Below are 24,739 nucleotides of genomic sequence, written 5' to 3'. Positions count from 1 at the left end.
GGCAATCAGCTGAAATGAACGCATCCTGTCCATTGAGCGAGCCGGGAGACCTGGGTCATTGTTTGAATCCTGCTTTTGTTCGCCCGGATAAAACGACTGCCTGATCGCCGGCCAAGACCGAAGGAAACCGACAATGACAACACTTAAAGTCAACGGACAAACGCTAACAGTCGACGTGGATGATGACACGCCACTCCTTTGGGTCTTGAGAGAGCAGCTTGGCCTGACCGGCGCCAAATACGGATGCGGCATTGCCCAATGTGGCAGCTGCACGGTTCATGTTGATGGCGCACCAGTCCGCTCCTGCGTCTATCCGGTCGCCGCGCTGTCGGGGACAGAAGAAATTACCACGATCGAAGGCCTTTCGAAGGCAGGCGATCATCCCGTTCAGAAGGCTTGGGCGGAACTGGACGTCCCGCAGTGTGGCTATTGCCAGCCGGGGATGATCATGGCCGTCGCAGCCTTGCTGAAAAGCAACCCGAACCCGACCGACGAAGACATCGACGCCGAGATCACCAATATTTGCCGGTGCGGCACATTTGTTCGCGTCCGTGAGGGCATTCATCTCGCCAAGACGAAGAAAGCCTGAGGAGACGATCATGACCAACGTGCTCAATCTATCACGCCGCACTTTCATTGTCGGAACAGGCGCTGCAGGCCTGACCATTGGCGTCCTTGCCGCATGTTCGAAGCCGCGCGAACCCGACGTATCAGGTCTCGAGCCCAATCCTGAAGTGAACGCATGGGTTCATATTGGACATGACGACATCGTTACCGTACGCATCGCACGGTCCGAAATGGGACAGGGCACGTTGACAGGACTCGCCCAGCTTGTCGCCGAAGAGCTCGAATGCGACTGGGACAAGGTCGTTACCGAATACCCGACGCCGGGTCAGAACCTCGCCCGCGAACGGGTCTGGGGCGATTTCTCGACCGGCGGAAGCCAGGGCCTGCGCGGATCCCATCAATACGTCCGCGAAGGCGCAGCTGCTGCCCGGATCATGTTGATCGAAGCTGCCGCCAATGAATGGGGCGTGCCGGTCAGCGAGTGCACCGTGTCCAAAGGTGTGATTTCGCACACCGGCTCGCGCAAGAAGACCACGTATGGAAAAGTCGCAAGCGCAGCGGCGCTACTCGCGCCACCTCTCGATGTGGAATTGAAGGACCCCAGGGACTGGACCATCATAGGTCAACCCAAATTGCGCCTGGACACCGCCGACAAGCTGACGGGCGCACAGGTCTATGGCGCAGACCTCAAACTGGACGGCCTGTTGAATGCCTCCATCAAGGCGTCACCCCGGCTTGGAGGAAAGGTGAAGAGCTTTGACGCCGCCGCCGTGGATTCCATGCCGGGCGTCAGGAAGGTCGTGCAGGTTGGAGACGACGCCGTGGCCGTCGTCGCCGATACATGGTGGCGAGCAAACAAGGCGGTGCTGGCCCTCCCGGTGGAGTGGACCGAAGGCATCGACTATTCAAGCGCGGCTTTCGAATCGGAACTGGATGACGGCCTGACCTCCGACGACGCGTTCCTTGGCAACAAGGTCGGCGACACCGCAGCAGCCTTTGATGACGCCGCAAAGGTCATCGAAGCAACCTATCGCGTGCCGCACCAGAACCATGCACCGATGGAAACCATGAACGCGACAGCCGTCTGGACGCCGGACAGATGCGAAGTCTGGTGTCCGACGCAAAACGGCGAAGCCGCCCTCGCCGCGGCCGCGACCGCAGCAGACCTGCCGATCGAGCAATGTGAAGTCTACAAGTTGCACCTGGGGGGTGGCTTCGGTCGTCGTGGCATGTCCGACTATGTCGTCCAGGCCGTGCAGATCGCCAAACAGATGCCCGGTACGCCGGTCAAGTTGCTCTGGTCCCGTGAAGAAGACATGCAGCATGGATTCCTTCACCCGACGACCAAGGCCAGACTGCGTGGCGCGCTCGACGCCAACGGTAATCTCACCGCGCTCCATGTGCGCATTTCCGGCCAATCGATCCTGGCCGCCCTGATGCCGCAAGCCCTGCAGGATGGCGCCGACTACGCCACATTCCAAGGCCTGCTGCCTTCGGGGCTCGACCCGCGCGTAGAGGACCAGACACTCAAGTACACATTCCCGAACCTCCTGGTCGACCACGCGATGCGCAACCCGCCTGTCCGGCCCGGCTTCTGGCGCGGGGTCAACGCAAACCAGAACGCGATCTACCTGGAATGCTTCATGGACGAACTTGCCCATGCAGCCGGGCGCGATCCCCTGGAATTCCGGCTCGCGCACCTGAAGGACAGCCCGAAGTCTGCGACCGTCCTGAAGGCCGTTGCCGAGAAATCCGGCTGGGGGTCAAATGACGGCAAGGCCCGTGGCCTTTGCAACTTCTATTCCTTCGGTTCCTACACGGCAGCATGCGCAGAGGTCACGGTCGACGATGATGGCTACCTCAAGATTGACCGTATCGTTGCCGCCACCGATCCCGGAAACGCCGTCAATCCGCAGCAAATCGAAGCGCAGGTACAAGGTTCGTTCGTCTACGGTCTGTCGGCCATGCTCTTCGGCGAGATCACCTTCGAGAACGGTGAAGTCCAGGAACGGAACTTCGACACGTTCAATTCCATGCGGATGGCCGACATGCCAAAGGTTGAAACACTGGTCATGCCGTCCGGCGGCTTCTGGGGTGGGGTTGGCGAACCGACAATTGCCGTTGCTGCGCCAGCCGTACTGAACGCCATCCATGCTGCAACCGGCAATCGGGTGCGTCAGCTGCCGCTCAAGGACCAGAGGCTGAGGGACGCTTGACCCTTGCGATGCCTGAGAGCCCTTCTGCCGGCCGCCGCTTTGCTGACAGCCGCGGCGTGCCAGCAGGCATCCGTCCTTCCGGTTACTGCCCCTCCCTTGCTGGCCCCGACCAGCCTGTCGGCATCGGCAGCGCTCTCGTCTTCCTGCTCCGGCTGTCACGGCGCAATCGGCCCCGCCCCGCCTGGGTTCGGACATCTCGATGCTGAGGCGCTGAGCGAGCGTCTGGCCACCTACAAATACGATCCGACCGGAACGACCGTCATGCATCGCCTTGCTCGAGGTTACTCGGATGAGCAGATCGAGATGATCAGCGCCTATCTCGCGATGGGACAAACCAATGACTGAGCGCCTGTCCGGCACGAACCGGCGCCATGTCCTCGCTGGCCTCGGTGCCCTGGCCGTTCCACTGGCGAATCCGGGTTACCGCGCATTCGCCCAGGCCCGCGCAAGAATCGCTATCGTCGGCGGGGGCTTTGGCGGTGCGACGGCTGCGTGGAGCCTGCGTCGCCTCCTGCCAGATGCTGACATCACCCTTGTCGAACCAAACCCCATCTATACCGCTTGCCCGTTCAGCAATCTTGTCATCGGGGGCACGCGCGCCCTCGACGCTCAGTCCTTCAGTTATGCGGCGCTCGCGCAATCGGGTGTCCGTGTCATCCATGCCCGCGCCATCGCGATCGATGCGAGCCTGAAACAGGTCAGGCTCGAAGACGGCGCCCTGCTCACCTATGACCGGTTGATCCTGTCACCCGGCATAGACTTTCGATGGGGGGCGATTGAGGGATATGACAGGGCCGCCGCACAGAGCGCGCCCCACGCCTGGAAAGCGGGCGCCCAAACCGCACGCCTGCGAGACCAGCTGGCTGCGATGGATGATGGCGGCCTGGTCGTCATGTCCGTGCCCGCGCCTCCCTTCCGGTGTCCTCCCGGACCCTACGAACGCGCCAGCCTGATTGCCAACTACCTGAAGACCCGCAAACCCCGTTCAAAGCTGCTGATCCTCGATCATCAGGACAGTTTCTCTAAAATGCCGCTCTTCAGGGAAGCCTGGGCTGAGTATTATCCCGATCACCTTGAATGGCGCGGCGCATCGGACGACGGCCGGGTGTCCCGCTTCGATGCCGGCAGCCTGACCCTTTCAACCGACTTTGAAGAGATCGGCGCGGATGTCGCCAATATCATTCCGCCGCAAAAAGCTGGCGAGATCGCGCACAGCGCAGGCGTCGCCGATGCGACGGGCTGGTGTCCGATCAATGCCACAAGCTTTGAGTCCACGATCCAGGACGGCATTCATGTCATCGGCGACGCCACCATTGCCGCGCCTATGCCAAAATCGGCTTTCTCCGCTAACCTCCAGGCAAAGATCTGCGCCATTTCTGTGGCCCGCCTAGTGTCCGGCATGGAACCTGAATCCACTGTCCTGGCAAACACCTGCTACTCTTTCGTCGCGCCTGATCAAGCCGTGTCGATCTCAGGTGTGTATTCAAATGACCGCGGTCAATTCACCGCGATTGATGGTGCCGGTGGCCTGACTCCCGTCGGCTCGGCATCCGGCATCCGCTCAGCGGAAGCAAGCCAGGCCGAAACCTGGTTCGCGTCGATTACAGGCGAGGCATTCGGCTGATGCGTGAGCTATGTTGTAGCGCAAGTTTCATATTGCTGCTGGTTGCCGGCTGCAATGATGCGCAGGCGCGGTTGGTGCCCCGGGACCAGATTGCAGGCGATGCCATCCCGAAGCCCCTTACAGGCACTCCAGGCGATGCCGAGGCAGGCGCGAATGTGTTTGCCTCGCGTGGCGGCGGACACTGCGTTCTGTGTCATCAGGTAGACGGACTTGATGCCCCCTTCCAGGGTAATGTCGGCCCGGTGCTCACGGGCGTCGGCTCACGCTTGTCTCCTGGCCAGATTCGGTTGCGGATTGTCGACTATGAACTCATCCGGCCAGGTGTCCTGATGCCTTCTTATTATCGTACACATAACCTATATCAGGTTTCCGAGGCTGAAGCGGGCCGGCCGGCGCTTCCGGCGCAATCCGTTGAGGACCTCGTTGCCTATCTGTCCACCCTGAAAGACTGAGATGTACTCCCGTTCCGTCCAGAAAGCTCTCAATCGTCGCATCCTGATACGCATGGGCGTGGGCGGAATCCTGATTGCGGCGACACACCTTCCAGCCCTGGCAGGACCAGATGACCTGATACAGGCGCAGAAAATCCTGTTCGGCGATCGCCCGATCAGGGAGGGGCGCGTGACACTGAAACTTCCTGCCATCGCAGAGAACGGTTATTCGGTGCCTCTGTCGGTCGACGTCGATAGCCCCATGACGGACAAGGACCATGTCAGGCAGATCGCCATCTTCTCGCCTCGCAACCCGATTGCAGAAATTGTCCGGTTCAAACTTGGCCCCCGCGCTGGACGCGCTGCGGTTTCAACACGCATACGACTTGGCGGTACGCAGACGGTCCAGGCTGTTGCCGAATTAAGCGATGGCTCTCTCTGGTCGGGCTCCGCGACGACCGTGGTCACGCTCGCCGCCTGCGTCGTGCTTTAGGAGAGGCTCATGGCCAGTATACGACTCTCTGTTCCCCCGACCGCAAAACGCGGTGATGTGATCGAGCTCAAGGCCCTGATCCAGCATCCCATGGAGAGCGGCTACCGGCGAGGCTCCCGAGGCGAAGCGATACCGCGCAACATTATCACGCGCTTCGAATGCCTGTATGATGGTGAACGCGTATTCGCGGCCGACTTCCAACCTGGTATCGCCGCAGATCCATTCCTCACATTCCACACGCGCGCGACCCAAAGCGGCATGCTGGTGTTTCGGTGGACAGACGAGCATGGCGAGTCGTGGCAGGAGACAGCCATGCTGATGGTGACGTGACCAACAAGATTGCCTGGGTTCTCGCGATGGTCCTCGTGTCGGCATGTACGCCCGCCGATCATAGAGAGAACAACCTGGATGCGCCGTTTGAACGCCTGCAATCGGGATATGACTTGCTGACCCCGGAAACACAGGCATTGCAGGACGATACATTCAGCAATCCGGGATATCTCTGGGTCGATCGCGGCGCAGCCCTGTTCGGAGCTGGCCACGGGTACACACCGTCCTGCGCATCCTGTCACGCGTCTGGCCTCATTGGCGCCGCCGCGTCCTACCCAGCCATCGATACAGCAACCGGTCAACTTCTCAATCTTGAAGGTCGTATAAACACATGCCGCGAGAGGCATCAGAATTTGCCGGCTTTGGAACATGAAAGCGACGACCTGCTCGCCCTCACCGTCTATGTCGCCAACCAGTCGCGCGGCGTCCCCCTGTCGGTCGATACAGGAGGCGCCGCTGCGGCACATTATGCCAATGGGCGCGATTACTTCTTCACGCGTCGCGGACAATTCAATCTGTCCTGCCATCAGTGCCACGATCAGAATGCCGGAATGCGGTTGCGCGGCGACACGATCAGCCAGGGTCACGGAAACGGGTTTCCCGCCTATCGCCTCGAATGGCAAACGCTCGGTTCGCTTCAGAGGCGGATACGTGACTGCGACACAGGCGTCCGCGCTGAGCCTCTGTCTCTGGGAAACCAGACCTATGTCGATCTGGAACTCTACCTGAATGCCAGGGCGAATGGTCTGGAAATCGAAAGCCCGGCAATCCGACGTTAACGCCCGTCCCCCAACTGTCCAGGATCTGGGACCACTCTTGTCGAGACAGACCAGTAGGCTCTACGGCATTGTCAGCGGAACCGACATTGAGGTGACTGATTCTAGCGTTTAGCCTCTGAAAATGGCCAAGAACCCGTTCCGCTGCTTCAAGACGTCACCCGAAATCATCCAACTTGGCGTACTGATGCATGTCCGATTTCCGCTCTCGCTTCGCAACGTAGAGGACCTCCTGCACAAGCGTGGGATCGACATTTGCCACGAAAGCGTCCGTCACTGGGTCGATCGGTTCGGTACTTACTTCGCTCACTAGATCCCGAAACGGCGGTCCGAAGCCATGCGGCGGAGCCCGCCATGGCAGTGGCACCTGGACGAGGTCTTCGTCAGCCGAAGGCAGGCGTAGCCAACATCAGAGGCGAGAAGCATTACCTGTGGCGCGCCGTCGACAATGAAGGCGAAGTTCTGGAATCCTGTGTCACGAAAAAGCGGGACAAGGCTGCTGCGTTGAAATTCCTCAAGAAAGCAATGAAGCGATACGGTAATCCACATGTCGTCGTGACAGACAGCTGCCCTTCTGATCGAGCAGCCATAAAGGTGATTGGGAATGAAAGGCGTCAGGGTCCGCAGGACGGTCGGCATCTGAACAATCGCGCCGAGAATTCACACCTGCCCCTTTCGACGATGAGAGCGGGCGTTGTCTCGTTTCCGGCGCATGCGAAGTCTGCAGAATTTCGTCTCAATCCATTCGTCAGTGCACAATCACTTCAACTTCAAAAGTCACATCAACACCCGGATAAGGGTCAAACTGAAACGTGACGTCGCCCTTCGCGAATGGCGCGACCTTCTCGTCGCCTAGCACCTGCAGCCCCGCGAATACCGGAGCCTGGTTCGCATAAGACTGACACCACCCACACCGAGGCAAAACTCATCGGGTGGCAAGTACAAGCTCGGGCGTATCTCGAAGACAGGCGATGGCTATCTGCGACACCCCTTTGTGATCGGGGCCACATCTGTCATCCGAAGGGCCGATACAAATCCGTCAGCGACCGGCGCATGGGTAAGGTCGCTCCTGACAAGCAAGTCAAAGCGACTGACGACCGTTGCCATGGCCAACAAGACGGCCCGGATCACCTGGGCGGTGATGGCACGCGGTGAAACCTATCGGGCGCCGGTCATGGCATAGGAAACACGAACTACGACGGCAGGGCGCCGTCGCTCCAGACTGTAAGGGCATAATGCAAGTAATGATAATCAGTATAGGACCGTTACCGGGATACTCCGCGGTGCTGTCAGGGTGTCAAGAGCCCGATAGCCTGAAAGGAACCCGGAGGCGGACTTCATCAGGGCCAGCGGTCACATGCCGCGCAAACAGGCCGGATACATGACCGTATCCCTCAGATCATCTCTCGCTCAAAGTTTGTGCTTGCAGAACCGGGGCTGTCCACACATGACAGCACCGCTCCATCCAAAGGAAATGAGGCCGCACTCGATCGGCTTGCGTGTTTCCAAGGTATCGTTGACCCACGTTGCCATTACCCTTCCACAAGCCGGGCGATTGTGCTTTCGTATGCAAATGGTAAGTGGGAGATGGAATATGCGTTGGCTCTTGGTAACATTCCTGTTCATTGCCGCCGCTTCGAGTGCTATTGCGGAAACGCGGATGGCACTTGTCATCAGTCAGACCGAATATCGAAGTGCAACGCTTTCACGTGTCAATTCGGCTGAGTCGGAAGCCAATGCCATTGCCGATTCTCTGACGGCCACGGGTTTCGATGTCATACGAGTTCGAAATCTGTACAAGACCCAATTGAATGGAGAACTGGATTCATTCCGCAAGAAGGTAGACAGAGCAGGCCCAGATGCGATCGGCTTTGTCTACTATACCGGACACGGCGTTCAAAATCCCGAGACCAAGGAGAGTTTTTTACTCGGTATTGATTCAGAGATCGAGGTTCCGTCAGATCTGGTCCGCTATGGCGTCAACTTGGAGATCGAACGAGACATGTTTGCCGCAACGGGTGCGAAGGCCGTCTTTATGGTGTTCGATGCCTGCCGTAATGTGCCGTCCCTGCCAGGCTTCAAGTCCGGAACAAAAGGACTGTCTGTCACGAGCGCTCAGACGAACATGCTGATCGCCTATGCAACTGATGCCGGCGACGTCGCCCAGGAAGGCCTTTATGCGCCGGTCTTGGCCAACGAAATTCGTCGTCCGATGATGAATTCCGGCATGGCGTTCTTGAATACGCAATTGCTCGTTGCCCAACAGAGCGGCGAAAAGCAGCGCCCTTGGACCGACAACAAGATATACAAACCGATTTGCTTTGCCGGATGCGGCGACGAGGCCAGCGCAACGGCCGTCTCAATGTCTGGGGCACCCAAGCAGATACAATCTGCATCGCCAGATGTCTTGTCCGCCTACGAGGCGATTGGAAAAGCCTACTTTCAGTCCATAACAGGCGGTAGCGGCTCGCATGCGGCAGGTGATGTCGATTTTTCATCTATGGGGTGCAACCCGTCTACCGTTTGGGATGAGAATAGCTGCCAGGCGATCATCGCGGACAACGAAGATGGAAAGACACATCTGATGAATGCGCTGTCAGCGGACAACATCGATGAGCTTATCCCGCTGAGTGATCTCAAACGGATTTATGCCGATCTTGCAGACCCGACCTTTGAGCCGACCCGCCAGATGCTTGGTTATCTCAGCACACCTGGCAATGGCTGGTACAGCTGGCTTGAAGGCGAAGGGCAGGCCAAGCAATTGCTGCGTGAACGTTTGAAGCTCGGCGATCCCTGGGAAATTGCGAAGGCCTACGCTCAGGCGATCACAGGTGGCACCGGCCCGAAGGCCAGCGGCATTGTTGATTTCAACGAGCTTGGCTGTGGTCCTTCGAGCGTCTGGGACGAAGCGCGATGCCAGAAGATCGTACTAGATGGAAAAGACGGCAAGTCCTTCCTGATGAACGCGATCCGGCTTGACACTATTGATCAGCTTCTCCCCCGCCGGGACCTTGTCCGGATTAGTTCCGATCCGGCATATAAGGACACTTGGTTCATGCTGAAGAATCTGAGCACGGCCGGGAATGGCTGGTATCAGCAATTCGAAGGAGACGGCAACGCCAAACAATTGCTACGAGACCATCTGACCCTGTGGGATCCCGTATTGGTCGGGCGGGCGTATTTCCAGGCAATTTCGGGCGGCTATGGCCCAACATCCGTTGAAGAACTCGATTTTTCGCTTATGGGCTGCAACCAGGCGACAGTGTGGGACGAATCGAGTTGTCAGGCCTTCGTTTCAGCCGGCAAGGACGGCAAGACTTTCATGATGGAGTCGCTCAATGAGAACACGATCGATGACCTCTTGCCGATGAGTGACCTGAGACGCGTATATTCGCAGGACGGCTATCAGGCCACCCGAGATATGCTCTTCAACTTGAGCGCAGCGGGCAACGGCTGGTATGATTACCTGGAAGGCCAGGGCGGTCCAAAGGAGCTTCTCAGGCGGCGTATCATCGAGGCACAGAACTGAAACGGCGTCTGCGGCCAGCCGAAGTGGCTTAGACGGGGACTAGATCGGACTAAGCCACCTCGTTCTACTTGATGATCTCGTATTGCGCGCGGCCGGACGCCCAATTTTCCAGGTCGGAACTCGTGCGAGACGCCGATGTAATTTGCTTCTGAAGTCTCAAGGCATAGTCCGTCGATTGAGCTCTGACGCCGATTGTCTTGTTCATTTCCGGCATGGAGTCGCCGATTAGCTCAACCGAAGGCGGCAATACAATTGCGAAGATCTCGTTCTTCTCGGACGAGACGGACGGGTTCGACAGGTTTGCCGTGAACCGGAACTTGTTTTGATAGGATTCATCCGGAATCAGAACAGTTTGCCCAGGTGAGACCAATGTGTCGCGTGCATCAATGAATCGGTTTGGATAGATGGGCGTTATCGTTCCATCCGCGCCTTTGTCCAGCACCCAGAGGCGCCCGCCAATTTTTGAGGTGACAAAAATCCGCATTTCCTGACCGACACTTATCGTCCCGGCTGGAATCGTGGTGATCTGAATGTTGTCCTTCGATTGATCGAAGAGACTGTAGATTGCCAGCAGTGAGTCCTTGCTTACAGAAATCGCTGTTTCCGGCTTCGCACTGACAAATTTTGCGTCCGGAACGTGAGACAGGACCCAAGCTACATGGTTTGAGATGCGCGTGTACACGCCCGGCCATCCGGCCTCGGCGCAACCGAACCCGAAGCTCACTACACCGACCTGATAAGCGCGTCCTTTTTCATCGAGGGCTGCCATCGGACCCCCGGAATCGCCCTGACATGAATCGATTCCGCCATCATCAAATCCGGCACAGATCTGGTCGGATGGGTCATATGCCATCCCTGAGAAGGTAGCCGAACATGCATCGGGCGATTTCATCGGAACCATCGCATGTTGCATGTATTGGGATCCGGCATACCCATCTCGCCCGGAGCGTGTGTAAATGAATGGCACGATCGATGAGGAGGCGTACTCCAGCCCAAAACCAGCGACAAATCCACGACCAAAATACTGGTCAGGATCTGAGCCGGCGCCGTTTGACAGGCGTGCAACCGGACCGTTCCATGTCCCTTCGAACCGGACAAGTGCGATGTCGGATTTCGGGCCACGGAAATTGCTGAGGGTTGGGGCATCATTGGATGCCCGATAGTCAGGCGGCACAACGACTTCGACTATCTTAAATATATTCTTTGTGTCGGTCTCTGAAAGGTCCGAGACGCCCATAACCAAGTCAAGGCGGCCAAATGTGGGACGGGAGATATCGCCATTGGCGTCCTTGTAGAGATCCGGTACGCAGTGAGCTGCCGTAAGCGCCCAATGCGGGCTGATCATTGTTGCGCCGCAGAAATGAGTGGTCTGTCGACTGGTCGTCCCGCGGATCGTGCCCAGATATGGCCATTCGCCGGAACGTGCGCGCGTTCCACCAACCATTTTCTCGTTCGCGCGTGACACAGGTGTGAGGGTCTCCGTCCAGTCGGATTCTGCCAGGCCCGGTTCTGTGACGGTGTCGCTTATGTCTTGATCGCCTGTTTGCGCGCTGGACGAACAACCTACGATGAGCAGGATGGTACACAGCGCTTGTAGGCGTACAAAATTTAAAAGAGTCATATCATCCCCTCTTCATTTCAGATCAACAGCCATGAGTACGGATGGCCGGCTGTCAAGGCGGTCTTAGTGTGCACCTGCGAACGGCTTGGGAGGAGAAATCGACGAAGTTCGGAATTCATTCGTTTCAAGAATAATCTGGTGCCTATACTGTTGGCGGGTGCACAGGCGCAGCCGGATGGGGGTAAGCGTGTTTCGTATTTGGGTGCTGATGGCCGTTTTGTCATTTTCGGGGGCCTGCCGATCAGCGCCGCTGTCTCAGGATGCAAGCAATGTTTCTCTGAGATTGGCGCCGAGTGGCATCGAGACCGTAACCCCCAATGCCTCAGATGCAGAGATTGATGCGGAGAGGACGAGTGAAAGTTGGCGGCGCGAAAAAGAATGTGCTGCCCACCCTGAGCGACCTTGTCCAAGCCGGGGTATCAACGCTCGAATTGTACCGATTTTTGCCGCACCATTTCAAGCGCAGATTTATTATGGCGGTCCGTTCAGCCAGCGTGACATATCGCTGCTGGCTTCGAAAAACAGGGCCGGTTGGGAGGCGCGACATTATTGCGGGGGATCTCTCATTGCGCGCAACTGGGTTCTGACAGCGGCTCACTGTATCGATGATGATCTCGTTCGCCGCGGCTATGGCATACGGCTCGGAGCTGGCGATATTTCAACGGCTGAAGGCGAGTTCTTCAAGATTGCAGAAGTCAGATATTTCCCCGATTTCGTTCGCCCCGCACCAGGCAAGATCATCTACCAGCACGACATTGCATTGATCCGGCTTGCCAACGACGTCGATACGGAGCGCACGCAGCAAAGCGCATCGTGGACACAAATTGCCCGCTCGCGTTACGCAACCATGGTCCGCGGTGCCGAGCTTTCGCGAGATAGTGGGAAATTGATGACATGGAGCCTGGATGGCACAATTCGCATCTGGGATACAAAGACTGGCCGCCTGAAGTCTACCATCGATCACGGCTGGTACATCCAGGGCGCGGCCTTGGCGCCCGACGGCGACCATATTGTCAGTTGGGGGATGGGGTCCAAATTATGGGAAGCGGACAGCGGAACTCTCGTGAGTAAAATTTCTGACGATTCAGATTCAGTCGCCGGGGCACAATTTAATCGGGGTAGTTCTCGGGTTCTCGTCTGGGGCAGCAAGCCCGGTATGCTGAAAATGGTCTCCACCCTTCCCGGAGGCGTTTCGAAGACCCTGTTCATCGGCCGCTCGATCGATGACCTCAAAGTTTCCTCGGACGGGTCCACGGCGACGGTCCTCAGCGCAACTGGCGGCTCGCACTGGCTCAGCCAGGTAGATCTCATAAAAATGAGCGAAACATCGCCTGCTATCGAAGTATCATCGGGCTTGCCTGCAGGACCGCTCAGTCTCAAGCTGGTTGGGAACGGCCTTGATGGCTCTTACCAGCTTTCAATGATTGATGGCCCGGTCTTTGAACTCAGGTCAGTCAACGGGACCTCCGTATTGAAAGTGGACCATGGGGCCTTTCTGGTCGGCGCATCCATGTTTGACGATAACTCGCAGCTTGTCAGCTGGGGCATGGATCAAGCGGTCCGTCTCTGGGACGTCCGCAACGGAAAACAGCTTCATGCCCTCGATCAGGGCGCCTTCGTGGCTGGGGCCGAAGTCATGAAGGATGCCAAGACTGTATTGACATGGAGTCCCAGCGGGCTCGGGCGCACATGGAACCTGAACACAGGAAAGCAAGTCAAAAGTTTCGATCTTGGAAAGTACCTTCAGGGCGTGAGCTTTGCGCGCGACAGTAAACGTCTCCTTGCGTGGAATGCGGATGGCAAGGTCACGCTCCGCAATGCCAGCAATGGCAAACCCATCCAGTCATTCGATCATGCATCGCCGACGGGCGTGAGCATTGGCTACATCCGTTACAACCTCCCAGAAAGCGAACTGTTCGCTGGTGACCGCGTCACAGCATTTGGTTGGGGAAAGGCGGCCAACATTCCCGGTGAGAAGCCGAGCGCCGTATTGCAGGTTGTTGATTTGACCGTAATCGATACGGAATCATGTCGGTCTGAAGGAGGGTGGGACGAAAACCAGATCACCGACACCGTGTTTTGTGCACGGAATGCCAGTTCGAAAACTTGCCGCGGAGACAGCGGCGGTCCCGTCGTGAAGGACGATAGGCTTGTGGGAATCGTCAGCTGGGGCAAGAAGACCTGCGCCACCGATGGAATGCCCAGTATCTATACCGATGTGGCTCAATATGCCGACTGGATAGCAAAAGTTATATCTGAATCAGTCGCGCCATCTGAGTAGAATCTATAGCCTGCGGGTTGCCTGCCAGCGTTCGTCTTCTCCGGATGCCCGGCATGCAGTCAATCAGCAAGTCTGCTCCAAACAGGCTCGCTGACTAGAGCATCGGGCGCTTACTCTGCAACATAGTTTGCAGCCTTGAAGAAGTTCCAGCATTCGGTGGGCGTGAAGAGCGCGCAGATGTCGCCGATAGCCTTGGTGAGGTCCTCAAACGTTCGGGCACTTGCAGCTCGCAGGTGAGCCTTGAGCTTTGAGAAAGCCATCTCGATCGGGTTCAGGTCGGGGGAGTATTTCGGAAGGAAGAGGAACCAGGCGCCGCGCGCGGCGAGAACGTCTGCAGCTCGCTGGCTCTGGTGGACACTGAGATTATCAAGGATGACGACATCGCCTGGTGACAGGGTCGGCGCAAGCTGGGTTTCGACATAGATGTCGAAGGCCGCACGGTTCATGGCGCCCTCGACGATCCAGGGCGCGGTGAGTGCCCCGCAGCGCAGCCCGGCGATGAAGGTTTGTGTCCCCCACTTTCCGAAGGGAGCGGTGGCCTTGAGGCGCGTGCCGCGGAGGGACCTGCCGCGCAGCCGGCACATGTTGGTCTTCACCGCAGTTTCGTCGATGAACACCAGCCGCCCCGGCTGAGCCTGCATCGCCGGCTGGCGATAATGCTTCCAGTCGGCCCGGGCCGCTTTCACATCAGCGCGTTCTTGTTCCGCCGCCAGAAGCGTTTTTTTTATAGGTGAACCCTTCTGCGCAGAGCAGTTTGGAGATGTTCGACGGATCGACCTTCACCCCATGCGCCTCCTGCAGGATCTCCACCAGCTGAGGCATCGTGATGTCAGGTTTCTCGAGGACATGCTCGATCAGGAAATCCTTGTACGGTCCGAGTTTCCCATAGCCCTTCGGCCGTCCAGGCGGGCGTGGTTCGATCGAACCGGTCGCGGCGACATGCTTCTTCAGCCGAGACGCTGTGGACGGTGCAACCTCGAACTGCCGGGCAACTTCTCGCGCAGACTTACCCGCCTTCATGCCTCGCAGCATCCGGGTCCGCAGATCCTTTGAAATCAAAAACGCCATGGCTTTGATCCTCCCAGAACTGTGAATCACAGTTCGGCAAGATGGGGAATCATTTTTGATTCACGAAAGCCGCCCGGCGCTCTAAGATTGGATTTTCAGTTGCCGACTCGCTCGCCGCCGCCCTGGCCTTCATCTTCTTCTGTTGCCGCAGCGGCGTCAGTTGCAGCTGCAGGCTCAACGGAGGCTGACGTTTCATCGTCAGCCGGCGCAAGTGTTGCGCAGGCCGACAGAACGGCACCCGCCATCAGGATAGACAGTACACTTCGTTTCATTATGAAGCCCCTTTGTTATCATTTTTGCGGCACTATTTGAAGCCGATCTGCACCTGCAATTTTGAAAAATCGGATCGCTGGCGCAGCGGGGAAAGCATTGGGTCGATGTAGAGGTAAGTCAACCCAGAATCGCCTGCCAACCAGGCCTTGCCGAGTGCGGATATCGCTTCGTCGGCTTTGCCGCTCTGCGCGAGGATCTGAGCCTGCTGATAGAGGCTACCATCACCGTATTCGTTGATGAGCGCATCCATGGCGTCATTTGCTTCTTCTTGGTGGCCAAGTTTCCAGTGTGCTGCCGCAAGGCACGGATAGCGTGATAGGCCGTAAGACTCCTTGGAACAGACCGCGAGCGCTTCTTCGGGGCGTCCGAGATACAATAGTGCCCGCCCTATTCTGGCATGGGAGTCGCTCAGTTGCGGGTTCAGGGTCAGAGCCTGCTCGACAGCCGCAATCGAACGCTCGTACCGACCGGCTGCATAATGAACGAACCCGACAGCTCTGTGGATGGTCGGGTTCAGCGGATCAAGATCGCGCGCGCGTTCAATAGCAGTCAAAGCCAGTTCGTCTTGTCCGGTAGCGGATGCGTAGCCTGCGAACCGCGCAAGCACTGGAGCTTCACCATTTCCAAGCTGGCGCGACTTTTCATAGGGCTTGCGCGCGGCTCTTATCTCAAGTTGTGCCTGGAACAGCACGAAACCGAGTGTGGAATGTGCGTCAGCCAGAGACGGCGCAAGCTCCGCACCCCGATCGGCGGCCACACGTGCCGCTTCGTAGAACAGTTTGGATTTTGCTGGGCTGTCGCTGGAATTTCCAAGGACCGTCAATGTGCGCGCTCGCGCGGAATGGGCTGCAGCGAATTTTGAGTCTAGCCGCAGGGCTGCATCGAAATGCGCCAGCGCCCGGACGTCGGTTTCGTTGCTGATCGCCGCCGTATAGAGATCATTTCCCTTAAGGTATTCGTTGAAGGCTTGTGCATTTCTGGTCGCGCCGATCTGCGAATCTCGTGGCTCCTGAGAAACCTCTGAAGACAGGGCAGCGGTCACCGCATTGGAAATTTCGCTTTTTACGAGAAGTAGGTCTTCCATGGATTGATCAAATGTCTTGGACCAGAGACTGAACCCCGTCGCTCCGTCAATCAGTTCGGAGTAGACGCGAATCGACTCGCCAGCCTGCTTCATAGTCCCGTCGAGAATGAATGAAACGCCGAGCTCCCTGGCTATTGAAACGGCGTCCAGTGCCTTCTTTTTAAGCGCTTCCGACGATGACTGGGCGACGACTCTCAGGGCGGAATTGCGTGCAAGCGTGGCCCGGACTTCTGCAGCAAACCCAGCGGAGAGATAATCCTGATCGGCCTGTCCACTGACATTGTCGAACGGGAAGACCACAAGGCCATTTTCTGTCAATTTGCGTGTCTGTGATGGCAAGGTTCGTGAAACCGCATAACCACCAATCAGGACAGCCGCCGCTGCTGCTCCACCAAACAAAAGTCGACGCCTGCGGATAGCAAGGAAGACGGGCTCCTTGGAAGGAGGTCGGTCGGGCAGCTGACGCCCGTGCAGTGCAGCAGTCGCGCGGATTAGGTTGATGACTTCGGGGTCATTGGAGCGCCCATATGAACCCGATATGTCGATCACCTGAAACTGGCGGAACCCCAAGGGTGGTTCGGCACCATCAATCGACAAGGGAATGAGGCACCCCCGCTCACGCCCGTGCATCGCCTCATCCTGGACCCAATGCGAATTGACAGAAGTATGTGACCACAGAACGATAACGGCCACGGCGCTCTGCAAGGCCTCCTCGGTTGTCTCAATATAGCGTGTGCCGCCCTCCAGAACACCGTCCCACCAAACAGTGAATCCGACGTCCTCAAGGGCCTTGATAAAAGGCAAAGCACGGTACTTGTCTTCTCGGGAATAGCTAAAAAAGACAGTCGTTACCCGACCGGAATCACCATCAGGTAAGTCAGCTTGATTCAATGTTACACCCCCTGACCTGGTTAGGATACTAAGCCTGTTGAGGATGATAGCGCAATTTCGGTCAGCTGACACCCAATCTGGAGGCGATCGTCGCGAGTGGCGAAAACAGTCTCGCTGTCCAAGAGACAGCTGTCCTGCGAATTATCGAGACCACTTCGAATTTGACTGACCGCACCGCCAGCCCACTTCCCATTCGCGAGATTGAGTCGAGGCTTCAATGTGGGCTTTTTTCTATCTATTTCAAAGTAGTTTAGCGAAAGTATCCCTCCGTCGAAGACTGGTCGCTGCTCCGAAATCTGTCTCTGCACGCCCCGCGCGTCGCCTTTTACCGCCTTTCACCCAAATCGAGACGGATAAAAAGCTACGTTTTTACAGATGCTTGATGCAAAAGAGCTGCGCCGCAATAGAAGCGGTACGACCGCTGCTGATGCAAAGAGAGACACCCTACGGTGGCCTGTTTCTGCGAAACGGTGCGAATGACCGCGAGGGTATTGTCAGCGGAACCGACATTGAGGTGACTGATCCTAGCGTTTAGCCTCTGAAAATGGCCAAGAACCCATCTCGCTACTTTAAAAACTCGCCCGAAATCATCCAACTTGGCGTGATCATGTATGTCAGATTCCCGCTGTCTCGGCACAATGTTGAAGACCTCCTGCACAAGCGTGGCATCGATATCTGCCACGAAAGCGTCCGTCTCTGGGTCGATCGGTTCGGTACTTACTTCGCTCACTAGATCCCGAAACGGCGGTCCGAAGCCATGCGGCGGAGCCCGCCATGGCAGTGGCACCTGGACAAGGTCTTCGTCAGCCGAAGGCAGGCGTGCTGACATTCTGCTGCTGAACGAAGACCCCGCGGCCGATCTTGGCGCCTTGACGCGGTGGCGTTTCGTCGCGGCGGGCGGGCGGCTCTACTCGCGCGAGGAGATTGACGCTGCGGTGCGCCGCTATCAGCGTCACTTCCACGGACGGTTCTACTCATGGATAATGAACTGGATCGTGTCGATTGTCGCCAGTGACGCCGAGCATGCGAAGACCTGACCAGATTGTCTGCAGGTCAGTGACAGCGTGCCAGCCTGGAATCGAACTTCAAAGCGGGCGTCGACGCGGCGCAACCCGTCACTTTTGCGGCATATCCCAATCGGCAGAACTCCACTTTTCGATTGGCTGACAGCTGTTCAAACGACTCGAGCCACCTCTCAAACGTGCACGCTCCGCCGCTGCGCTTCAAGCACGCCTCAGCTGGCAGTACAGATCGCCTGACCTGGCGTGTTGACAAATCCGTCCCATGCCCTGCCCATTCCGGAAACACTGAGTTAGGAGACCATCCCATGAACACTGATGTTCCCGTCACAGGGCTACTGACGGCACTGGGTATCGGTCTGCTTATCGGTCTGGAACGCGGCTGGAAAGACCGGGCCGATACGGATGGCTCGAGAGTGGCCGGATTCCGCACCATCGGCCTGATCGGCTTCTCGGGCGGCCTGTTTGCATTCATCGACGGTGGAAGCGGCATGGTCATCGCAGCAGGCTTTATCGGCCTCGCCTTGCTCCTGCGGGAAGGGTTCGGAGCGCAGATCGATATCACGAGGGAAGTCAGCGTAACCACGATGGTCGCCGCATTGAATGCCTATGCGCTGGGTGCTCTGGCCGTCATGGGCCATTCACAGATCGCGGCAGCGGGCGCGGTTATCGTCGCTTTCCTCCTCTGGCTGAGGCGGCCCTTTCATGCCTTGCTGGACCGGATCGAGGAAAAGGAACTGAGTGCGTTCCTGCGCCTCCTTCTCATTTCCGTGGTTGTCCTTCCAGTCCTGCCAGACGAGTCTTTCGGGCCCTATGAGGCATTAAACCCCCGCGAAATCTGGTGGATGGTCGTCCTGATCAGCGCCTTGCAGTTTATCGGCTATCTTGGCGTTAAGTGGCTGGGCAGCAGGCGTGGGATCGGCCTGCTCGCCATCGCTGGCAGCCTGGCTTCCTCGACGGCCGTGACGCTGTCCTTTGCCCGTTTCAGCCGCGAGGATGTCGGCGACACGTCTGCACTCGTCGGCGGAACAGCTCTTGCCTGGGCAGGCATGGCGGTGCGAACCATGATTATTGTCGGTGGCTTGGCTCCCTCGCTTCTGGCTCCGCTCGCGCTGCCATTTGGTTTCATGCTGGGCGTTGCGCTTGCGACGTCGGGCCTCTTCCTGATGCGCAGAGACACCCAGGCCAGGCCGGAAATGGTCCTGTCCAATCCGCTCGCCTTGCGGTCCGCATTTTTCTTTGCAGCCCTCCTGGCGACCGCGCTCCTCCTGTCCAGGGCGGCAGCCGAACTCCTCGGACCAACAGGGCTCTATGGCGTTGCCTTTGTGGCGGGCGCTGCAGATGTTGATGCCATCAGCCTGTCTGTGATCCAGATGAGCGCGAGTGGACTGAACGCGGGTACCGCGTCCGTTGCTGTCGCGATCGCAGCGATTGCCAACACCTTGCTGAAAGGCGCGATTGCAATTGTTGCCGGCAAAGCTGTCTACGGGCGCCAATGCATGCTCGTCGCTCTGCTCATGGCCTTGGCAGGCGCTGCCGGCCTGGGTGTAGCTGCCTCAATCGGATTGATCTGAGCCCGCTTGCCAAACTGCCCTGCTAATACAGAGAGCAAGCAACTTTTCGTCGCCTAGCCCTTGCCGGCGCGTGCGCATTCGCTGCCTGCATCGGTCTTATGCGTATCTGACCCTTCCAGTATGCCTTGAAGCTCGTGGATCCGCTTTGCCAGAATCGTCATGCCCTTCGCAGTTGCCGCGCCACGCAGCGCCAGGGCGTAGCCAAGTGCTGCCGACGGCAGGAGCCTGTCAGTTGCAAGCGTTCCCATCGACCAGGACAGCATCACGCCATTGGCAAAAAATGACAGCGTTCGTTCCAGCATGTCGGCCGGGAAGGCAGGATCCAGCAAGCCATCATCCTGGGCATCATGGATGAGCGCCTCCCACGCCCGGCTGTTCCGCGCGAGCCGCTCCGGCGTTGCGAGCCCTGTATCGTTTGCGCCCTGAACGTCCAGAAGCGCCTTCCAGAGCGGGCGGTAGAAATCCGGGTCTTCAGTGAAATAGCTCGTCGCCAGCGCATGCGCATCAAACAGGCGGTCGATGGCATTATCCGCCTTGAGCCTGCCAAAGCGTTCGGCAAAATCGCGCTCGTCCTCGAACACGGCCAGCACAACCGCATGCTTCGATCCAAACAGGTTGTAGGGCGTGGCCAGGCTGACGTCTGCCCGCCTCGCGATCATGCGCATGGAAAGGTTTGTATCACCCGTCTCCCGGATAAGGTCTCGCGCAGCCTGCACGATGCGGGATCGGCGCTCGGCCTTTGCCTGCTCGCGCTTGCCGGGCTCGTCAACCAGCATTGTCCGTGTGTCCGCCATCCTGCCTCACGCCCCCTGCGCGATGCGGTCAATGTCGGACTGGAAGTTCAATGACAGCGCCTTCAGCATTTCAGTCCGCTCAGGCCCTGGCTTGGGCGGATAGGCTGAAGCGTTACGCTTCTTTCCGCGAGCCCAATAGTAAAACACCTTGGCGAGATTACGAGGCCGCCCCAGCCACTTGTTGGGATGCTCGAGCATGTGGAAGCCCCGCATTGCATCTCGCAGCAGGTCCACATCATTGCGTACCGCAATCGCGACTCCATCCTCAAAAAAGCTCTCGATAATCCTTGCACGGACGCTCTTGCTGAAACCGGGCGTCAGCGCCTGGCGGGCGCGCCTGATCGCCGAGCGGTCCTGTGTGCGCTGGTTGATATAGTAGGGCCGCAATTCGTCATGCAACCGCTTGTGATAGGCCAGAGCGCGAGCTGTCGGGTCTGCCGACTCTTCCAGGGTTGCCAGAAGGAGCTGGGCGCTTGCCGCCGCAAAGGAACAACCGCGCCCGTATAGCGGGTTCGCCCGGACCAGCGTGTCGCCCAAGGCAAAGTATCCGCGCGCCGCAGGCTTGCCGTCGACAACGACATCCCGCCAGCGGCTGATAAGGTCGCCCATGCCATGGACGCGGCCGACAGGCGCTGACCGGTCGGCATTCGTCCACGGAACCAGCCCCGGCAATAGCAGGGTCAGATTGTGGAAGAAGTCCGGATCCAGGATGGCCTTGCGAAGCTCCATTTCCACTTCCGGAACCGCGATAGTGATGGAGAAGCAGCCATTGTCGCCGGGAAATGCACCGAACTTCAGGAAGCCGAGATCGCCCGTCGCCGGTGGGTTGCCGAGCCGCGGCGGTTCGTCCATGCCGGGCCTGAGGCGATAGTGCAGGGTGAAGTAAAGAATTCCCGAGGATTCCTGTTCTTCAGCATAATGGGCCGATTCTTCCTTGATCTGATCGATCAGGAAACCGCTCTTGCCGGAAGAGTCTATGATGATGTCTGCTTCCAGTGTTTCGGTCTTGCCGCCGCACTCACCAGACACTCCGCGGACATCGACAACACCATCCTCCGCCGCCGCAGTCATCAGGCGGCGCACAAGAAAATCCGATCGAATCGTCACGTTCGCCAGCGTTTCGACATAACGGCGCATCACCAGTTCAAGCGTGGTTCGCCTGCTTGTAATGATGGTCAGTTCGGCATCACCGGGCTCTGGCCGATAGGATCCGAGTTGCGCTTGCGTCAGCATGGATTGAAATGGCAGTTCCCGCACACCTGAAGCGAGCAGGTCTTCAAGCAATCGCGGGTGGTCCCGCTTGAACATCTTCCTCATCCGGGCGAGGAAGGCATGGCTCTGGCGCAACTGCCCGACGCCTGTATGGCGCCATTCCTGAAAGACGAGATCCGGGTCGTCGCCCGGCGGCGGTGCATCGCGCTCCAGAATCGTGATCGAACGCCCCGTTGGCGCCAATGTCAGCGCCGTACAAAGTCCGCCAATCCCCGCACCAACGATGATCGCCGTTTCGCTCATCCGTCGATCCCTTCAAGGAAGGCAAGAATGAACGCGTTGACTGCCTCTGGTGCCTCCTGCTGGGTCCAGTGACCTATGTTCGGAATCAGCTCGTTCATGCGCAGGTCGGCAACAAAATGCGGCATCATCCTGATCGCTTCCTGGGCCATCATGACGACGCCGTCATTGCCGCCGGCGACATAGAACGCAGGCTGCGAAATCGTTTGCGGCGCATCCTTGGTCAGCTCCCAGGTCAGGTCATGGTTGCGATAATAGTTCAGCGGGCCGCGCATCCCGGAGCGCTTGAACTCCGCCTCATAGAAATCGAGGTCCGCCTCGGTCACCCATGCCGGAAGGTGTTCCGGATCGGGCAAGGAGGAGAACATGTCATCCCCTTCCTGCTTGGTCGGAAGCGCAGCCAGATCGGTCTCTCCACCCGCCATGACGAGGAACTTCTTCAAGGCGAGGCGAATATCGGCTTCGAACTCTGCCTCGGCCACGCCAGGCTCGAAAAAGTATAGCTGGTAGAAGAACTGCCCTTTGAACATCTCGCGCAGGAGCGCCATGGGCGGCACGGGCGAGCGTGGCATGAAGGGAACCGACAAGGCCCCAACGGCGCGCACGACATCCGGATGATTCAGGGCACAGGCCCAGGCGGTAGGCGCGCCCCAGTCATGCCCGATCACAACGGCCGTTTCCTTTCCAAGTGCCGGTATCAGCCCGATGATATCATTGACGACCTCGACCTGGTTATAGGCTTCGATCGCGGCCGGCTTGTCGCTCTTTCCATAGCCGCGCATGTCGGGCGCAACGACATGATACCCGGCATCCGTCAGCGGCTTGAACTGATGCCGCCAGGAATACCAGGACTCCGGAAACCCGTGGAGCAGCAAGACGAGCGGACCCTCTCCGGCTTCGGCAATGTTCAGCTCAATCCCATTGGTCGCAATACGCCGTTCGGTGACACCCGGCCAACTCATGCGGCAACCTTCCGGGCTTCGGCACCGGGAAGGACTTCGCCGCAGGTTGCCTTGTATCCGTCCACCGCTGTCCAGGCCACGCCGCCGCCAACGATGACTGTCTCTACGCCGTGGGAATCGCGAACGTAGCGGTATCCTTCACCCGGAACATCGTTGACGAACTTCTCCTCGCCGCGCTTCACGGTCGCGGGATCGAATACCGTGATGTCGGCCACGTAGCCAGTCTGAAGCAATCCGCGCTCGGGGATTCCCCAGATGGCGGCCGTGTCAGACGTTATCTTCTTCACGGCCGCTTCAAGGCTCATCGCCTCCAGGTCGCGGACGAAGTGGGAGAAGAGGTATCCCGTATCCCCATAGGTGGAGAAGGACAGGATGTGCGCCCCGCCATCGCTCGCGCCGATATGGACATGCGGATGATTGAGAAGACCGCCGACAGCGGCAGAGTCATTATGCCCCATGCCGGATGCCAGGAAATGCGCGTCCAGTTCCTCTTCAAGTGACAGGTCGATCATCACCTCGACGGGTGTTGTCCCGCGTTGCTTCGCGATTTCTGCGAGCGTCTGGCCGATGTATTTCTGGTTCGCGGCCGTCTTCGCGTGACGGAAAACAAGGTTTGGCCAGAGCGGCGCAAGCGCTGCCGCTTCTTGAATCAGCTTCTTGCGGTTTTCCGTGTCGGCGAAGGCCGCCATGATTTCCTTCGGCGTGCCGAAACGCATGATGTGATACCAGGACGGGAAGCGAATAAACAACAGGCTCGGAACGGCAAAGCTGAAGCTGATGTCGATCGGCCGGGTCTGGACCTGCGGCCACACGCGGGCGCCCCGGGCAAACTGTTCATCGACCCGCTTCATCACCCGGGCGACAGCATCGACATTGTCTGCGTTCAGGAACAGGGGCGAGAAAGTCGTCGGAATATTGTGCTTCAGCGAGGTTTCCGCCAGCTGGTCGAGGCGGGCAATCGTCAGGTCGGCATCGTAGAATTCAGGAACGATCTGCAACACACGGCCATACTCGCCGAGAACGCTTGCAAGCGCATCCACTTCCCTGGCATCCGCAAAACGGCTCGGCACCGGCTGCAGGCGTTCATCCATGTCGACATAGCTTGTCGACAGGCCGACCGCACCCGCTTCGAGGCATTCACGCAGCACGCCCTGCATTTCGGCAATCTCTGCGTCCGTCGCGGTGCGCTCCATTGCGGCGTCATTCATGACCCAGAGGCGGATTACGCTGTGGCCGACAAGCGGCGCCACATTGATGGCCAGGCCCTTGCGGATGCGCGTGATATATTCGCTGAACGTCTCCCAGTCCCACACGACGCCTTCCTTGAAGGCCTTCAGGGGCATCTCCTCGATCTGGTTGAACATCCCGACCAGTTTCATGCGGTGCTTGGCCTTGAGCGGCGCGAGCGACAGGGAACAGTTTCCCGAAACGATCGTCGTGACCCCATGCGACAGGGCCGGCTTGGCACATCCATCCCACAGCAGCTGCGCGTCGAAATGCGTATGCGGATCGATGAAACCCGGCGCAACCACCTTGCCCGCCGCGTCGATCTCTTCCCGCGCGGCGCCGGTGACCGTACCGATTTCGACAATCCGGTTTCCCTTCACGGCCACATCGGCCTTGTACGCTGGTGCTCCCGAACCATCGACAATATTTCCGTTTCTGATGACAAGATCATACATTGTCATGTCCTT

Annotated in this window: 20 protein-coding genes and 4 pseudogenes; 15 read left to right on the top strand and 9 right to left on the bottom strand. The window is 58.4% G+C overall.

Annotated elements, in window-relative coordinates:
- Window positions 1-133 precede the first annotated feature (133 nt).
- The 11 genes and pseudogenes from VR74_RS11210 (at window position 134) to VR74_RS11160 (ending at window position 9,966) form a co-directional block, all read left to right on the top strand.
- The gene (locus VR74_RS11210; protein WP_045696819.1) at window positions 134-589 is read left to right on the top strand and encodes a (2Fe-2S)-binding protein; all 456 of its coding nucleotides are present in this window, start codon (window positions 134-136) and stop codon (window positions 587-589) included.
- 10 nt (window positions 590-599) lie between these two features.
- Window positions 600-2,783: a molybdopterin cofactor-binding domain-containing protein gene (locus VR74_RS11205; RefSeq protein ID WP_045696817.1), complete on the top strand. Its 2,184-nt coding sequence runs from the start codon at window positions 600-602 to the stop codon at window positions 2,781-2,783.
- A gap of 3 nt (window positions 2,784-2,786) precedes the next feature.
- Window positions 2,787-3,128 (top strand): hypothetical protein, encoded by a 342-nt coding sequence (locus VR74_RS11200; RefSeq protein ID WP_299950236.1) that lies wholly within the window; start codon window positions 2,787-2,789, stop codon window positions 3,126-3,128.
- Window positions 3,121-4,407, top strand: a complete 1,287-nt coding sequence (locus tag VR74_RS11195; RefSeq protein ID WP_299950234.1) for an NAD(P)/FAD-dependent oxidoreductase — start codon at window positions 3,121-3,123, stop codon at window positions 4,405-4,407. Before VR74_RS11200 ends, VR74_RS11195 begins: the two co-directional genes overlap by 8 nt.
- Window positions 4,407-4,859 (top strand): sulfur oxidation c-type cytochrome SoxX, encoded by a 453-nt coding sequence (soxX, locus tag VR74_RS11190; protein WP_299950232.1) that lies wholly within the window; start codon window positions 4,407-4,409, stop codon window positions 4,857-4,859. The genes VR74_RS11195 and soxX overlap by 1 nt, the downstream gene beginning before the upstream one ends.
- Before the next feature lies 1 nt (window position 4,860).
- Window positions 4,861-5,331 (top strand): thiosulfate oxidation carrier protein SoxY, encoded by a 471-nt coding sequence (locus tag VR74_RS11185; RefSeq protein WP_045696811.1) that lies wholly within the window; start codon window positions 4,861-4,863, stop codon window positions 5,329-5,331.
- A gap of 9 nt (window positions 5,332-5,340) precedes the next feature.
- Entirely contained in the window at window positions 5,341-5,661 is a 321-nt protein-coding gene (gene soxZ, locus VR74_RS11180; protein WP_045696809.1) for a thiosulfate oxidation carrier complex protein SoxZ, read from the top strand.
- Window positions 5,658-6,440, top strand: coding sequence for a sulfur oxidation c-type cytochrome SoxA (gene soxA / locus VR74_RS11175; protein ID WP_299950230.1), 783 nt, complete (start codon window positions 5,658-5,660; stop codon window positions 6,438-6,440). Before soxZ ends, soxA begins: the two co-directional genes overlap by 4 nt.
- A gap of 121 nt (window positions 6,441-6,561) precedes the next feature.
- Window positions 6,562-7,293: pseudogene (locus VR74_RS11170) on the top strand (IS6 family transposase).
- A 57-nt stretch (window positions 7,294-7,350) separates the two neighbouring features.
- Window positions 7,351-7,620 (top strand): annotated as a pseudogene (locus VR74_RS11165) (transposase); the annotation flags it as partial.
- A gap of 411 nt (window positions 7,621-8,031) precedes the next feature.
- Entirely contained in the window at window positions 8,032-9,966 is a 1,935-nt protein-coding gene (locus VR74_RS11160; RefSeq protein ID WP_045696806.1) for a caspase family protein, read from the top strand.
- Window positions 9,967-10,030: 64 nt separating this feature from the next.
- On the opposite strand, the gene VR74_RS20925 is transcribed toward VR74_RS11160, so the two are convergent.
- A complete protein-coding gene (locus VR74_RS20925) occupies window positions 10,031-11,587 on the bottom strand; it encodes a trypsin-like serine protease (RefSeq protein WP_299950229.1) in 1,557 nt (518 codons plus the stop codon).
- 175 nt (window positions 11,588-11,762) lie between these two features.
- On the opposite strand from VR74_RS20925, the gene VR74_RS11150 reads away from it, so the two are divergent.
- Window positions 11,763-13,868, top strand: coding sequence for a trypsin-like serine protease (locus VR74_RS11150; RefSeq protein ID WP_299950227.1), 2,106 nt, complete (start codon window positions 11,763-11,765; stop codon window positions 13,866-13,868).
- Window positions 13,869-13,978: 110 nt separating this feature from the next.
- On the opposite strand, the pseudogene VR74_RS20920 reads toward VR74_RS11150, so the two are convergent.
- The 4 genes and pseudogenes from VR74_RS20920 to VR74_RS20910 form a co-directional block, all read right to left on the bottom strand.
- Window positions 13,979-14,936 (bottom strand): annotated as a pseudogene (locus tag VR74_RS20920) (IS630 family transposase).
- Between the two features lie 95 nt (window positions 14,937-15,031).
- Window positions 15,032-15,208 (bottom strand): hypothetical protein, encoded by a 177-nt coding sequence (locus VR74_RS20915; protein WP_299950225.1) that lies wholly within the window; start codon window positions 15,206-15,208, stop codon window positions 15,032-15,034.
- 32 nt (window positions 15,209-15,240) lie between these two features.
- Entirely contained in the window at window positions 15,241-17,184 is a 1,944-nt protein-coding gene (locus VR74_RS11135) for a TIR domain-containing protein (protein WP_299950224.1), read from the bottom strand.
- A gap of 361 nt (window positions 17,185-17,545) precedes the next feature.
- Entirely contained in the window at window positions 17,546-17,866 is a 321-nt protein-coding gene (locus VR74_RS20910) for a hypothetical protein (protein WP_299950222.1), read from the bottom strand.
- Between VR74_RS20910 and VR74_RS21565 the strand changes: the two are divergent.
- The 3 genes and pseudogenes from VR74_RS21565 to VR74_RS11125 all read left to right on the top strand — a co-directional run.
- Window positions 17,792-17,989: pseudogene (locus VR74_RS21565) on the top strand (IS6 family transposase); the annotation flags it as partial. The gene VR74_RS20910 and the pseudogene VR74_RS21565 sit on opposite strands and share 75 nt — an antisense overlap.
- Before the next feature lie 64 nt (window positions 17,990-18,053).
- Window positions 18,054-18,221 (top strand): hypothetical protein, encoded by a 168-nt coding sequence (locus VR74_RS20905; protein ID WP_299950220.1) that lies wholly within the window; start codon window positions 18,054-18,056, stop codon window positions 18,219-18,221.
- Window positions 18,222-18,511: 290 nt separating this feature from the next.
- The gene (locus tag VR74_RS11125) at window positions 18,512-19,777 is read left to right on the top strand and encodes a DUF4010 domain-containing protein (protein WP_045696797.1); all 1,266 of its coding nucleotides are present in this window, start codon (window positions 18,512-18,514) and stop codon (window positions 19,775-19,777) included.
- 53 nt (window positions 19,778-19,830) lie between these two features.
- On the opposite strand, the gene VR74_RS11120 is transcribed toward VR74_RS11125, so the two are convergent.
- From VR74_RS11120 to VR74_RS11105, 4 genes are read right to left on the bottom strand one after another with little or no spacing between them, the layout of a single operon-like run.
- Window positions 19,831-20,571: a TetR/AcrR family transcriptional regulator gene (locus tag VR74_RS11120; protein WP_299950218.1), complete on the bottom strand. Its 741-nt coding sequence runs from the start codon at window positions 20,569-20,571 to the stop codon at window positions 19,831-19,833.
- Window positions 20,572-20,577: 6 nt separating this feature from the next.
- Window positions 20,578-22,086, bottom strand: a complete 1,509-nt coding sequence (locus tag VR74_RS11115; RefSeq protein WP_045696795.1) for an FAD-binding protein — start codon at window positions 22,084-22,086, stop codon at window positions 20,578-20,580.
- Entirely contained in the window at window positions 22,083-23,045 is a 963-nt protein-coding gene (locus tag VR74_RS11110) for an alpha/beta hydrolase (RefSeq protein WP_045696793.1), read from the bottom strand. The genes VR74_RS11115 and VR74_RS11110 overlap by 4 nt, the downstream gene beginning before the upstream one ends.
- Complete coding sequence (locus VR74_RS11105) at window positions 23,042-24,733, bottom strand: amidohydrolase family protein (protein WP_299950216.1); 1,692 nt, start codon at window positions 24,731-24,733, stop codon at window positions 23,042-23,044. Before VR74_RS11105 ends, VR74_RS11110 begins: the two co-directional genes overlap by 4 nt.
- Window positions 24,734-24,739 lie beyond the last annotated feature (6 nt).

This window comes from Hyphomonas sp. BRH_c22 (assembly GCF_000961795.1).
Lineage (GTDB): Bacteria > Pseudomonadota > Alphaproteobacteria > Caulobacterales > Hyphomonadaceae > Hyphomonas.
This window is presented reverse-complemented; position numbering and strand designations above follow the sequence as displayed.